10 protein-coding genes are annotated in these 13,678 nt (G+C 44.8%); 8 read left to right on the forward strand and 2 right to left on the reverse strand.

Features of this window, described 5'->3' with window-relative positions; translation table 11 throughout:
- Window positions 1-89: 89 nt before the first annotated feature.
- Both lptF and lptG read left to right on the forward strand, forming a co-directional pair.
- Complete coding sequence (lptF, locus tag NP165_RS01945; protein WP_257084674.1) at window positions 90-1,190, forward strand: LPS export ABC transporter permease LptF; 1,101 nt, start codon at window positions 90-92, stop codon at window positions 1,188-1,190.
- A gap of 3 nt (window positions 1,191-1,193) precedes the next feature.
- Window positions 1,194-2,264 (forward strand): LPS export ABC transporter permease LptG, encoded by a 1,071-nt coding sequence (lptG, locus tag NP165_RS01950; protein WP_257084675.1) that lies wholly within the window; start codon window positions 1,194-1,196, stop codon window positions 2,262-2,264.
- A 70-nt stretch (window positions 2,265-2,334) separates the two neighbouring features.
- Here lptG and mutS read toward each other — a convergent pair whose 3' ends face one another.
- Window positions 2,335-4,899 (reverse strand): DNA mismatch repair protein MutS, encoded by a 2,565-nt coding sequence (mutS, locus tag NP165_RS01955; protein ID WP_257084676.1) that lies wholly within the window; start codon window positions 4,897-4,899, stop codon window positions 2,335-2,337.
- A gap of 244 nt (window positions 4,900-5,143) precedes the next feature.
- Complete coding sequence (locus NP165_RS01960) at window positions 5,144-6,682, reverse strand: GGDEF domain-containing protein (protein WP_257084677.1); 1,539 nt, start codon at window positions 6,680-6,682, stop codon at window positions 5,144-5,146.
- A gap of 229 nt (window positions 6,683-6,911) precedes the next feature.
- Between NP165_RS01960 and pncC the strand changes: the two genes are divergently transcribed.
- The 6 genes from pncC to csrA all read left to right on the forward strand — a co-directional run bounded on the left by pncC (window position 6,912) and on the right by csrA (window position 13,578).
- Complete coding sequence (pncC, locus tag NP165_RS01965; protein ID WP_257084678.1) at window positions 6,912-7,403, forward strand: nicotinamide-nucleotide amidase; 492 nt, start codon at window positions 6,912-6,914, stop codon at window positions 7,401-7,403.
- A gap of 189 nt (window positions 7,404-7,592) precedes the next feature.
- Window positions 7,593-8,639 (forward strand): recombinase RecA, encoded by a 1,047-nt coding sequence (recA, locus tag NP165_RS01970; RefSeq protein WP_257084679.1) that lies wholly within the window; start codon window positions 7,593-7,595, stop codon window positions 8,637-8,639.
- Between the two features lie 79 nt (window positions 8,640-8,718).
- Window positions 8,719-9,183, forward strand: a complete 465-nt coding sequence (recX, locus tag NP165_RS01975; RefSeq protein WP_257084680.1) for a recombination regulator RecX — start codon at window positions 8,719-8,721, stop codon at window positions 9,181-9,183.
- Window positions 9,184-9,324: 141 nt separating this feature from the next.
- Complete coding sequence (alaS, locus tag NP165_RS01980) at window positions 9,325-11,907, forward strand: alanine--tRNA ligase (RefSeq protein ID WP_257084681.1); 2,583 nt, start codon at window positions 9,325-9,327, stop codon at window positions 11,905-11,907.
- 193 nt (window positions 11,908-12,100) lie between these two features.
- On the forward strand, window positions 12,101-13,288 hold the full coding sequence (locus NP165_RS01985; protein WP_257084682.1) for an aspartate kinase: 1,188 nt from the start codon (window positions 12,101-12,103) through the stop codon (window positions 13,286-13,288).
- Window positions 13,289-13,380: 92 nt separating this feature from the next.
- A complete protein-coding gene (csrA, locus tag NP165_RS01990) occupies window positions 13,381-13,578 on the forward strand; it encodes a carbon storage regulator CsrA (RefSeq protein ID WP_004415691.1) in 198 nt (65 codons plus the stop codon).
- Window positions 13,579-13,678 lie beyond the last annotated feature (100 nt).

Consider the following 13,678-nt stretch of genomic DNA (forward strand, 5'->3'; position numbering starts at 1 on the left):
CAGTTAGCCAAAAATTTAAAAATATAAGGTTCAACGGGAAATTATAGTGATTCAATTAAAAAAACAAGTTTTGTATAGGTAATTTCAGCGTGATTATTGTTAGATATTTGATCCGCGAGACACTCAAGACACAGTTAGCCATATTTTTTGTGCTTTTTTTGGTGTTTGTGAGTCAGAAGTTCATTAGTGTGCTCTCTGATGCTTCAGGCGGTGAGATTCCAGCGGGATTGATTTTTTCCATTGTAGGCTTAAATATGCCTGCAATGGGTTTGTTGATGCTGCCGTTAAGTTTGTATATAGGGATTTTGATCACTTTCGGTCGTCTGTACGCAGAAAGTGAAATTGTTGTTATGAATGCGACGGGTATCGGAAATAAGTTCCTTATCCAAGCCGCGTTGTATCTTGCGTTGATCACATCCGGTCTTGCCGCGTTTAACGCGCTGTGGCTTTCACCTTGGTCTCAAGACAGAGTTGAACTTCTAATGGAGCAAGTCCAAGCAGAAAACAGTGTTGACCTGCTAAAGAAAGGGCAATTCCAAGGCACGCCGGATGGTTCTTCTATTGTTTTCATCGATGATATCAATGGTAAAACACTAGATGGTGTTTTTGTCTCTCAAATGAGACCGAAAAACTCTGTGTTACCGAGCGTTATGTACTCTTCTTCAGGTGAAGTACAAGAGCTGTCTGATGGACGTCAGGTGATCGTGATGCAAGAGGGCACTCGCTACGAAGGTGTCCCAACTCGTGTGGAATACATGGTCACGAAGTTTGATGAATATGAAGGTGTGATTGGCCAGCGAGAAGTTAAGAAGAAAGGACGAGATTGGGAAGCTTACCCGACCGTTGCCTTAATTGGACACCCAGATCCATCTGCGCAAGCTGAGCTGCATTGGCGTATTTCACTGTTCGTGTGTATTCCTTTGCTGACTATGTTGGTGATCCCTTTGTCGGCGGTAAATCCTCGACAAGGCCGATTTGCTAAAATGGGACCTGCCATATTGATTTATCTTGCCTACTTCCTATCGATCAGTGCGACTAAGTCGGCCATTGAAAACGGCGATATTCCAGCATCTGTTGGTATGTGGCCGATAAACGCACTTCTGCTGTTGGTGGCTATTTTGGCAAATATGATGGATAGTGTGGCAGCAAGAAAATTCAAAGAAAAATTCCGCAAAAAGAGGCTCGCGTAAGCTGTGTTTAAAATCCTAGACCTTTATATCGGTAGAACAATAATTGCTACTTCTACGCTGGTTTTAGCTACATTTATTGGTCTTTCTGGCATCATCAAGTATGTTGAGCAGCTGCGTAAAGTTGGTAGAGGCGCGTATGATTTGATGCACGCGCTGTACTTTGTTCTGCTTAGTATTCCGCGTGATATCGAGATGTTTTTCCCGATGGCGGCGCTACTAGGTGCTTTGATCGGCTTAGGTATGTTGGCGTCAAGCTCCGAGCTGGTGGTTATGCAGGCGGCCGGATTTTCAAAGCTCGACATTGGCCTATCGGTGCTGAAAACGGCCGTACCTTTGATGCTTATTGTTATGGCTTTAGGTCAATGGGGTGCGCCTGAAGCACAAAAAATGGCTCGTGACTTGCGTGCGTTTGCATTGTCGGGCGGTAGCATTGCTTCTGTCCGAGCTGGGGTTTGGGCTCGTGATACTAACGATTTTATCTTTATCGGAAAAGTCGAGGATGACAAGCTTTACGCTTTAAACATGTGGCAATTTGATGATGATAAAAAGCTGAAGTCTGTGGTGTTTGCGGAAGAAGTCGACTATCAACAAGATAACACTTGGTTGATGCGTGATGTTCAGATCACAGATATGACCGATGAGACAAACATCACCAAGAGCAACGTGGATGAGATGCCGTGGAGCACGTCGTTGGCACCTGATAAGCTAGCCGTGGTGACGGTAAAACCTGAAGAGTTGTCATTAAGTGGGCTTTACGATTATGTCAGTTACTTAAAAGCGTCTGAGCAGGATTCGTCACGTTATGAGCTTGCACTCTGGCGTAAAGTCACTCAGCCAATATCGATCGCGGTAATGATGCTACTTGCCTTGTCGTTTGTTTTCGGACCTTTGCGCAGTGTCAGTATGGGAGCAAGAGTACTCTCGGGTGTCGTCGCAGGGTTTACGTTTTACATATCGAGTGAGTTTTTTGGACCACTGACCTTGGTGTATGGGATTCCACCGGTTTTCGGTGCTTTGATGCCTAGTGTGGTGTTTCTTGGCTTAGCTTTGATGTTGTTGCGAAGAAAACTGTAAAGCAAAAATGAATAAAAACGGCTGCCATTCATGGCAGCCGTTTTTGTATCAACTCAGTTTTTTGTATCAACTAAAGTAATTTTTTGAGTCGGTACAACTCTTCCAATGCCTGACGAGGGGTTAGGTCATCAGGGTCGATATTGGCCAGAGCTTGTTCTGCTTCACTTGGTTCAGGGATTAAGCTCAGTTGATTGGCAATATCGACGGCAGAGCTCAGCGACGAAGAGCTTCCTCTTTCATGACTGAGCTGCTCAAGTTGAGTCAATTTAGCGCGGGCGTTTTTAATTACGCTTTTCGGCACGCCTGCTAACCCTGCAACGGCTAAGCCATAAGATTTACTGGCTGCGCCTTCTTGTACTGCGTGCATAAAAGCAATCGTATCGCCATGCTCTACTGCATCCAAATGAACGTTAGCGAGATGCGGAATTTGGTTAGGAAGCTCGGTCAATTCAAAGTAGTGAGTCGCAAACAGCGTCATTGAGCCAAGTTCTTTCGCCAGCCACTCTGCACTTGCCCATGCTAGAGACAGACCATCATAGGTACTGGTTCCGCGTCCGATCTCGTCCATTAACACCAAACTGCGTTCTGTCGCGTTGTGTAAGATATTGGCGGTTTCTGTCATTTCGACCATAAATGTTGAACGGCCAGAGGCTAAATCATCTGATGCACCAATGCGCGTGAAAATGCGATCAATAGAACCAATATGAGCCGACTCCGCAGGCACATAAGAACCAATATGAGCCATCAGAGTAATCAACGCTGTTTGTCGCATATAGGTTGATTTACCGCCCATATTCGGACCGGTGATAATCAACATTCTGCGCTGTGGATTCAGCTCTGTCGGGTTGGCAATAAAGGGTTCATCCATAACTTGCTCAACGACAGGGTGGCGGCCACCTTGAATATGGATACCCGAGTCTTGGCTTAGCACCGGACGACAATAATCGAGCGTCTCCGCACGTTCAGCCAAGTTTTGTAGAACATCAATTTGAGATAGGGCAGAGGCGAGGTTCTGCATTTGCTCAAGGTGTGGAAGAAGAAGATCAAATAGCTCTTCCCACAACTTTTTCTCAAGCGCTAGAGCTTTTGACTTCGAGTTAAGAACCTTATCTTCGTGCTCTTTGAGCTCAGGAATGATGTAACGTTCTGCATTTTTTAACGTTTGACGACGCACGTAATGTGGCGGGACTAAGTTGCTTTGGCCACGACTTACTTGAATAAAAAAGCCATGAACATTGTTGTAACCGACTTTGAGCGTATCGATTCCGTGGCGTTCACGTTCATCTGCCTCGAGTTTGTCTAAATACTCTGTTGCACCATCAGCTAACTTACGCCACTCATCCAGCTCTTCATCGTATCCTTCTGCGATAACGCCACCATCACGAATCACCACTGGTGGGTTGTCTTTGATGGCACGCTCTAGCAGATCACACACCTCATCCATAGGAGACGTGTATTGTGCCAGTTTGGCTAAATATGGGTGGGATAGGGGCGTCATAACATCAGCAAGTTCAGGCAGTTGCTGCATAGCGTTACGAAGGCGAGCCATATCACGAGGTCTGGCACTTCTTAGTGCGAGTCGGGCAAGAATACGTTCAATATCACCAATTTGCTTCAGCACTGGGTGAAGATCGCTAAATAGAGATTGATCTCTGATCTCGCCAATGGCATCTAAGCGTTGGTTTAGTGTCTCGATGTCTCGCATTGGTTGATGCAGCCAGCGTTTTAGCATGCGGCTACCCATCGGCGTTGCGGTATGGTCGAGCACTTCTGATAACGTATTATCCGTTCCGCCAGCTAAGTTTTGTGTGATCTCTAGGTTTCGACGCGTTGCGGCGTCGAGGATTACGGAGTGATCTTGGCGGTCAAAGGTCAGGGAGCGAATATGCGGCAATGCGGTGCGCTGCGTATCTTTGACATACTGAATCAGACATCCTGCGGCACATAAACCATGTTTTGCATGTTCAACGCCAAAACCAACCAAGTCGCGAGTACCGAATTGCTGATTCAACTGTTGCTTGGCTGTGTCTAACTCAAACTCCCATACCGGACGACGACGATTACCATTACGGGAAGACATGAGGTGTACTGGTTCGAAATCTTCTGGAAACAGTAGCTCACGAGGTGCAGTGCGTTGCAGTTCTGCCGCCATGGCCTCTTCTGTTTCTGGTTCCATCAATTGGAATCGTCCAGAAGTCACATCGAGAGTCGCATAGCCAAACTTACCATTGTGGTAGTAGATCGCTGCAATAAGGTTATCGATACGCTCAGATAACAGCGCCTCATCTGTTACTGTTCCGGGCGTCACAATGCGAACAACTTTACGCTCAACGGGTCCTTTACTGGTTGCTGGATCGCCAATTTGCTCGCAAATCGCGACTGACTCACCAAGTTGAACCAGCTTTGCGAGATACCCCTCTACTGCGTGATATGGCACTCCCGCCATGGGAATTGGCTCACCTGCGGATGCACCGCGCTTGGTCAACGAAATATCCAATAATTGAGATGCACGCTTAGCATCGTCATAGAAAAGCTCATAGAAATCGCCCATTCTGTAGAACAGTAAGATGTCAGGGTTTTCAGCCTTGAGCTTTAAATACTGTTGCATCATTGGGGTGTGTTTTTGTTCTTTCATATGTATTGAGGGCGACCTGTTTTCAGTTTTCGTCATTAAACTCGAAAGGTATTTGCTGAATGCTTGAAACGTTAATGTTGGCAATGGCTTGTGATTGAGGTTTTGAAATCACAGAGCGGTAACTCGTACTCGTCAGCAAAAGTAGTTGTACCTTGAATTAAGCGAAGAGTAACAAACCTGCCAGTCAAAGGGCAATTATTGTATTGAGGAATACGCCCTCGCCAGAGATAAATAGACATTTTGATTAGGCATTACGTCGAACATCGTGTTTTCCAACATCATTGATATGTGTTGCCTGTGATTTTCCTCGTTTTTTGGATGTATATAGGGCTTTGTCTGCTGCGTCGAAGATACTTTTTTCGTCGTATTGTTGGTGTTTAGAATTCGTTGCTATTCCGATACTCAGTCCAAGACCTCCGTGCGCAATGGTCGTTTTTTGGAAGCCATCAAGGAGTCTCTCTGCATAAGCAACTGAGTGGCTCTCGCGTAGGTTCGGGCAGATCAAAATGAATTCATCACCTCCCCATCGACCTAAAATATCGTAGTTTCTGGTATTCGCACGTAAGAAACTGGCCACTTTGACGAGTGTCTTATCCCCAAACGCGTGGCCAAACTCATCATTGATGTTTTTGAAGTTATCTAAGTCAATAAGTAGGATAGAGAGGTCTGTCGATATTTTCTTAGAGCGGCAGAGCTCTCTGAACAACAGGTGGTCTATAGCTCGTCGATTGTATAAATGAGTAAGATGATCTTGTTCTGCTTCCTGCTTTAGGTAGTTGTGGGCTTGCATATCCTTTATTACGCAAACTGTCCGAGGTTTATCGACAATGAGCGCTGACGTAATGGCGATAGTGAGCTCTAACGTTTGCCCATCTTTGGATACGCCTTGAATTGGTCTGAACTTATTGCCCATTTCGTTGGATGGTTCTTTTTGATGAAATAACTGCTGATACTCAGAATGCTTCGATCGTAGCGGAGAGGTGACAAGATCTTCTATCACCAGACGACTAAATTCACTCTGGGTGTAGCCAAATAGTACGGAAGCGCGCTTGTTTGCTCGGAGAATTTCACCTCCTTTGTTTAAATAGAGGATGGCGTCTGGAGATATATCAACAATCTGCTCCAACTCTTGAGATAGATAAGTAGAGCGTTTTAGAGTAGCGATGATGAAAAGTGTGGTGACCAATATTGTCGGCAGAAGGAAAAAGTTAAACTCCCACATATATTGATGCATGTGCTCGAGTTGTGTTCTTGAGGAGGAAATAATTTCTTCGCGCTTAGGGATAAGGCTTCGTTGTATCGCCAACAATGCTTGCCCAGCCGCCGCATCATCAACTTTGACAATACGATCTAATTCCTCGACTGAAAGCGATGTGTATTCTTCTTTAGCGAGCATTAGCTTATGGAAATATTCATCTAATGTACTACGCAAAACTTCTATTTCTTCCTGAATACTAGAGCTATCAACTAACTCCTCCAGCTCATTGAGTTGAAAAGTAAGCAGCTGATATTTTCCACTCGCTTCATGGAAATATTGAATATCCCGTCTAATGACGTAGTTCTTAAAGTGGTGGATGAAGCCTAAATACCCAAGTTGACGTTCTATTTCAGTGAGTTTTTGATTAACAGCAAATTCTTGAGGCGATTTATTGTACATCAAGTCTTCCATCTGACTGATGGATTCTGTTTGCTTCACGACGTACAAAACAAGCAGTGCATTAACAATGACAGCCAAGACGACAGTGAAGAACAATGATCTTTTATAATCTGCGGTTTTCAGCATTATTAAATTCACTTTTGGGGATTATCAAAGACGAAAAGGCTTAATAGATCAAATATTCTGCACTCTTAAGTATAGAAGCTAACTCCTCAGGTTAATTGATATTTTTCTTTTTATTCGAGTTTTTTAACTTAAGATAATCACAAAACTGATACATAACATGTAACCGTCTTCCGTTTCGGTAATGCTCGCTTTAGGATAGTAACTTTGAATCATCTAAGGAGGGGACCATATGTCTGAAATCAGTTTATCGGAACGCCTAGGTCGAAGGCTTAAATCTACTGGGCAAGTGTTGGCAACGGCTGAGTCCTGCACTGGTGGCGGAGTATCCGCGGCGATCACCGATATCGCGGGGAGCTCCGAGTGGTTTGATCGCGCATTTATCACCTATAGCAATAATGCAAAAATGGAAATGCTTGGAGTAAAAGCGGAGACTTTGGATAGTCATGGCGCTGTCAGCGAAGCCGTAGCTCGTGAAATGGTGTTAGGCGCTTTGGCAAACTCGCAAGCGACAATGGCGGTTTCGATCAGCGGAATTGCAGGGCCTGGCGGGGGCAGCGAAACAAAGCCAGTGGGAACCGTTTGTTTTGGTTGGGCCGATAACTTAGGTTGGGAAAAAATCAAAACCTATCATTTCAAAGGGGACCGCAGCCAAATACGCCAACAGGCCGTTGAGACAGCTTTAAAAGTACTGTATGAAAAACTGGATGATTCTGCCTGTTAACTCATGTGGGATATAAAAAGTATTTAAAATTAGTTAGATATGATCTAATTCCAAAAAAATCACCCATAGCTATAGACACTGTATGAATCAACAGTATAATGGCCTTCATAGATTGTTCGGGGTAGCCCGAAATTTAGATTAAAAGAATTCATTTTCATCAACACCTTGATGAAATATTTGGAGAAAGTGATGGACGAGAACAAACAAAAAGCGCTCGCCGCTGCGCTAGGTCAGATTGAAAAACAATTCGGCAAAGGCTCTATTATGCGCCTTGGTGATAACCGCGCAATGGATGTAGAAACCATTTCTACTGGTTCACTTTCTTTAGATATTGCATTGGGTGCTGGTGGTTTGCCTATGGGGCGTATCGTTGAGATTTACGGCCCAGAATCTTCAGGTAAAACGACACTAACTCTTGAACTTATTGCAGCAGCTCAGCGTGAAGGCAAAACATGTGCTTTCATTGATGCAGAACACGCACTAGACCCTGTTTACGCGAAGAAACTAGGCGTTGATATCGATGCACTACTTGTTTCTCAGCCAGATACGGGTGAGCAGGCGCTGGAAATTTGTGACGCATTAGCACGTTCAGGCGCAATTGATGTGATGGTGGTTGACTCGGTAGCAGCACTAACACCTAAAGCTGAAATCGAAGGCGAAATGGGCGACAGCCACATGGGTCTACAGGCACGTATGCTTTCTCAAGCGATGCGTAAGCTAACGGGTAACCTAAAGCAGTCTAACTGTATGTGTATCTTCATCAACCAAATCCGTATGAAGATTGGTGTGATGTTTGGCAACCCCGAAACCACAACTGGTGGTAACGCACTTAAGTTCTATGCGTCTGTCCGTCTTGATATTCGCCGTACAGGTTCTATCAAAGAAGGCGATGAAGTTGTAGGTAACGAAACGCGTATCAAGGTTGTTAAGAACAAGATTGCCGCACCATTTAAACAAGCTGAAACACAGATCCTATACGGTCAGGGCTTCAACCGCGAAGGTGAGCTAATTGACCTAGGTGTTAAGCACAAGCTAATTGAAAAAGCGGGTGCATGGTATAGCTACAATGGCGATAAGATTGGTCAGGGTAAGGCAAACGCAGGTAAGTTCCTCCGTGAGAATCCAGAAGCTGCAAAAGCGATTGATTCTAAACTGCGTGAAATGCTACTTTCTCCAGCTGAAATCCAGCCAGAAGATGCTGAGCTTGGTCAGATGCCTGAGCAAGAAGAACTATAATCTAATCAATTAGATTCGAATAAGCCCTGCACATGCGGGGCTTTGTTGTATTTAAATCTCCCAAATAATCAGAGCTAAGATGTTTCAACGCAAAGCACCAACACTTTCGAGTAAAGAAGCAGCCATGCAGTTACTTAGTCGCCGTGATCACGGTGAGTTTGAGCTGTACCAGAAGCTGAGCCTTAAGGGTTATGAAGATGAGGTGATTGAAGAGGCGATCAACTTTTGCCTCAATCACAACTACCTTGATGACCTGCGTTATGCAAAAAGCCAAATTCGTCAGCACGTCTACAAAGGACACGGTGAGAGACGTATTAAACAAGAGCTGAACCAGAAGCGTGTAGCAGAATCCGTGATTGAAAGAGCGTTAAAAGAAGAGCCTCAAGATTGGTTTGAGCTGGCAAAACAAGCCGCAGAGAAAAAGTTCAAAGGAACTAAGGCAAAAGATCAAAAAGAGTACGCCAAGCAGGTCCGATTTCTGCAATATCGAGGTTATAGCTTTGAACAAATCAGCTATGCACTTAGCTTTGAAGACGAAGAATAGTCACCGATAAAACGTTTATTTTTTGATTTATCGCGAAATTTGTTCTTAATGTGCTCTTTTATACAAGAAAGCTAGTCGTAGCTGATTGCTTGATCTACAATACGGCAAAATTCTCACTCGACTATTTTCAGGAAGAGCTGCATGTACATGAGCACTGATGAGGTTCGTAACGCGTTCCTCAAGTTCTTTGAGAGCAAAGGACACCAAATCGTAGAAAGTTCATCGTTAGTACCGCATAACGACCCAACCCTGCTTTTTACAAACGCGGGTATGAACCAATTTAAAGATTGTTTCTTAGGTTTAGAAAAACGCGCCTACACACGAGCAACTACGGCCCAACGCTGTGTACGTGCTGGTGGTAAACACAACGACCTAGAAAATGTCGGTTTTACTGCTCGTCACCACACTTTCTTTGAAATGCTAGGCAACTTCAGCTTTGGCGATTACTTCAAAGAAGACGCTATCACTTACGCTTGGGAATTCTTAACAGACGTCCTACAGCTGCCAGCAGATCGTCTGCTTGTGACTATCTACGAAACAGATGATGAAGCGTTCGATATCTGGAACCAAAAAGTAGGTGTTCCAGCTGATCGTATTATCCGTATTGGTGATAAAGAAGGCGGTAAGGCCTACGAGTCAGACAACTTCTGGCAAATGGGTGATACAGGCCCTTGTGGTCCGTGTACAGAAATCTTCTACGATCACGGTGAGCATATCTGGGGTGGCCGTCCTGGCACGCCTGAAGAAGATGGTGACCGTTTCATTGAGATCTGGAACAACGTATTCATGCAGTTCAACCGTCACGCAGACGGCACGATGGAACCGCTACCTAAGCCATCAGTAGATACTGGTATGGGTATTGAGCGTATTTCTGCGATCATGCAAGGCGTTCACTCAAACTACGAAATCGACGTATTCCAAACATTGATCAAAGCAGCTGCTGAGACTATTGGCTACGAAGACCTATCGAACCAATCACTACGCGTAATTGCTGACCATATCCGTTCTTGTGCATTCCTAATTGTGGATGGCGTAATGCCGTCAAATGAAGGTCGTGGTTATGTACTACGTCGTATCATTCGTCGTGCGGTTCGTCACGGCAACAAGCTAGGCGCACAAGGCACTTTCTTCTACAAGTTGGTTGGCGTTCTTGCTGGCATCATGGGCAGCGCTGGTGAAGAACTGAAGCGTCAGCAAGCGGTAGTAGAAAAAGTACTTCGAATTGAAGAAGAAAACTTCGGTCGCACGCTTGAGCGTGGTATGGCGATCCTAAACGAAGCGCTAGATAGCCTTGAAGGTAAAGAGCTAGATGGCGAAACAGTTTTCAAACTTTATGACACTTACGGCTTCCCTGCTGATTTGACCAACGACGTTGCACGTGAGCGTGAGTTCACTATCGACGAAGCGGGTTTCGAGAAGGCAATGGAAGCGCAGCGTCAACGTGCTCGCGAAGCTGGCCAGTTTGGTACAGACTACAACGCAGCAATCAAAGTGGACGCTGAAACTGAATTCTGTGGTTACGCAGGTACAAAAGGCTCAAGCTCGGTAGAAGCAATGTTCGTTGAAGGTAACGAAGTTGATTCTCTGTCTGCTGGCGATAAAGCGATCATCGTCCTTGGTGAAACGCCATTCTACGCAGAGTCAGGTGGCCAATGTGGTGACGCTGGTGAAATTCGTACTGAGGCTGGTGTATTCCGTGTGGAAGACACTCAAAAGCTAGGTAATGCAATTGCCCACCACGGTGTCATGGCAGAAGGCGTACTTGCTAAAGGTGATGAAGTTGAAACTATCGTTGATGCTGAGCGTCGTGCGGCTATCTCTCTAAACCACTCTGCGACTCACTTACTTCACGCAGCACTGCGTAAAGTGTTGGGTGAGCATGTGACTCAGAAAGGTTCTTTGGTTAAAGCTGACAACCTACGTTTTGACTTCTCACACCTAGAAGCTGTAAATGCAGAAGAGTTAAAAGAGGTTGAGCGTCTTGTGAATGCTCAAGTTCGTCGTAACCACGTTATCGAAACGAATATCATGGATATTGAGTCTGCGAAGCAAAAAGGCGCAATGGCTCTATTTGGTGAAAAGTACGATGACGAAGTACGTGTCCTATCTATGGGCGATTTCTCTACTGAACTGTGTGGTGGTATCCACGCGTCAAACACAGGCGATATCGGTCTGTTCAAGATCACGTCTGAAGGCGGCATTGCAGCAGGTATCCGTCGTATTGAAGCGGTAACAGGCGAAGCCGCTCTAGATGCAATCGACGTGCAGCAGGCGAAGTTTGAAGAGAAACTGGCTGAATCTGCTCAGAAAGCGAAATCGCTAGAGAAAGAAGTCCAGAAGTTGAAGGACAAGATCGCAGCGGCTGAAAGTGCAAACATCATGGGTAAATCGCAAGAAATTAACGGTACTAAAGTACTGATTGCGGCTCTAGATGGCGCTGACAGCAAAAACCTACGCACCATGGTTGATGATATCAAGAACCAAATGGGCTCAGGTGTTGTGCTTCTAGCAAACGTAACAGGCGACAAAGTGGGCTTGATTGCGGGTGTGACCAAAGACCTTGTTGGCAAAGTCAAAGCGGGCGATCTCGTTAAGATGGTGGCTGAGCAAGTCGGCGGTAAGGGCGGTGGTCGCCCTGATATGGCGCAAGCGGGTGGCACAGACGTGACAGCATTACCAGGGGCGATCAAATCTGTTCAGCCTTGGCTAGAAGAACGTTTATAAGTATTTTTAAATAATACGCTCAATCAGCTTTTTGATTGGGCGTAATTTTTTATCTACAACCAAGTGGTTTAATTGGCGTAAAAGTAATCAAGCCAATCAAGCTGCTTGGTTTTTGTTGTAACTACCGCAAACAATTATTCAATTGATTGAATGTGGTCCGAATGAGACTTTGGTCTTGGGAAGGTGAAGACTGGTGAAAAAGCCCCTTATCGTGCAAAAGTTTGGTGGAACCTCTGTGGGTTCAGTGGAAAGAATCCACACAGTAGCCGAACACATCATTAAGGCGAAAAATGATGGTAATCAAGTTGTCGTAGTTGTTTCAGCAATGTCTGGGGAAACAAATCGATTGATGGAGTTGGCAAAACAAGTAGACAGTGTGCCAACTGCGCGAGAACTTGATGTTTTGCTCTCTGCTGGTGAACAAGTGTCTATGGCGCTATTGGCAATGACTCTCAATAAATTGGGTCATGCTGCTCGTTCACTTACCGGAGCACAAGCGAACATTGTGACAGACAATCAATACAATGACGCAACGATTAAACATATTGATACCACGACAATTAGTGAGCTGTTGGCTCAAGACCACATAGTCATTGTGGCTGGTTTTCAGGGTATCAATGAAAATGGGGATATCACCACACTCGGTCGCGGTGGTTCCGATACCAGTGCTGTGACCTTAGCTGGTGCGCTGCATGCCGATGAATGTCAGATTTTTACTGATGTTGATGGTATTTATACTTGTGATCCACGAGTAGTTCCAACGGCTAAAAAACTGGAAGTGATTGACTTTCCTTCGATGGAAGAGATGGCGCGCAAAGGTGCTAAGGTCCTTCATTTACCATCCGTTCAGTACGCATGGCAACACAATGTACCACTGCGAGTACTTTCAACCTTTGATAACAATACAGGTAGTCTTGTAAAAGGTGAAGAATGTCAGAGCTCGGTATGTGGCCTGGCGATACAGCGAGATATGTGCCTAATTAAGGTGCAAAAAGAGGCTTTCGGTGGTTTAGAAAAGCAGTGTCTGATGCTTGGTGTGACTATTTGGAATGTGATCGAACATTCAGAATGGACAGGTATTGTCATAAAACATGACGCATACGCCAAGCTAGAGCTGGTTTTTGGAGAAATAATCAACAATAGTGAATTAGTTAGCCTTTTAACCGCTGTTGGTCTGCAAGTAGAAGGACTGGCTGAAGATTCTTTCATGTTGTTGTCTGAATATGGCATTAATGTGTTGCATACTGAATCTAATCCACAGTCATTGATGCTGATGCTTGAGCCAAGTTGTGTCGACAAAGCTGCAAACATATTGCATGATGTTTACATCACATCTGAAAAGGTACTAGATTGCCAGCAGAAACAAGCGTTCTCTGGTTAGTTTCGTACAAGATTAGAGTTTACGAAAATATAACTTTTGTTGGATAATACTCTAGTAGAAAGATAAGTCAGAGATTACTCAAGGAGCACAGAATGCTAATTTTAACTCGCCGTGTTGGCGAAACTCTAATGATCGGTGACGAAGTCACGGTAACTGTACTTGGTGTAAAAGGTAACCAAGTACGCATCGGTGTTAACGCTCCGAAAGAAGTTTCTGTTCATCGTGAAGAGATCTACATGCGCATCCAGGCAGAAAAAGGTAATGGTAACGTTGCATCAGGCAACTACTAATTACAGAGAAAGGCTGACAATTATGTCAGCCTTTTTTATTATAGGTCGGTACATATTTATAGCAAAAAGAGCGAATTAACACCGCTTTGATTAAATACCC

Origin of the sequence: Vibrio japonicus (assembly GCF_024582835.1) — a bacterium.
Taxonomy (GTDB): Bacteria; Pseudomonadota; Gammaproteobacteria; order Enterobacterales; family Vibrionaceae; genus Vibrio; species Vibrio japonicus.

What these genes read in the sequence shown, in the direction of transcription:
- recX (WP_257084680.1), top strand. Translation starts at nt 8,719, where the DNA reads ATGTTTCAACGCAAAGCACCAACACTTTCGAGTAAAGAAGCAGCCATG.
- csrA (WP_004415691.1), top strand. Translation starts at nt 13,381, where the DNA reads ATGCTAATTTTAACTCGCCGTGTTGGCGAAACTCTAATGATCGGTGAC.
- alaS (WP_257084681.1), top strand. Translation starts at nt 9,325, where the DNA reads ATGTACATGAGCACTGATGAGGTTCGTAACGCGTTCCTCAAGTTCTTT.
- NP165_RS01960 (WP_257084677.1), bottom strand. Translation starts at nt 6,682, where the DNA reads ATGCTGAAAACCGCAGATTATAAAAGATCATTGTTCTTCACTGTCGTC.
- recA (WP_257084679.1), top strand. Translation starts at nt 7,593, where the DNA reads ATGGACGAGAACAAACAAAAAGCGCTCGCCGCTGCGCTAGGTCAGATT.
- pncC (WP_257084678.1), top strand. Translation starts at nt 6,912, where the DNA reads ATGTCTGAAATCAGTTTATCGGAACGCCTAGGTCGAAGGCTTAAATCT.
- mutS (WP_257084676.1), bottom strand. Translation starts at nt 4,899, where the DNA reads ATGAAAGAACAAAAACACACCCCAATGATGCAACAGTATTTAAAGCTC.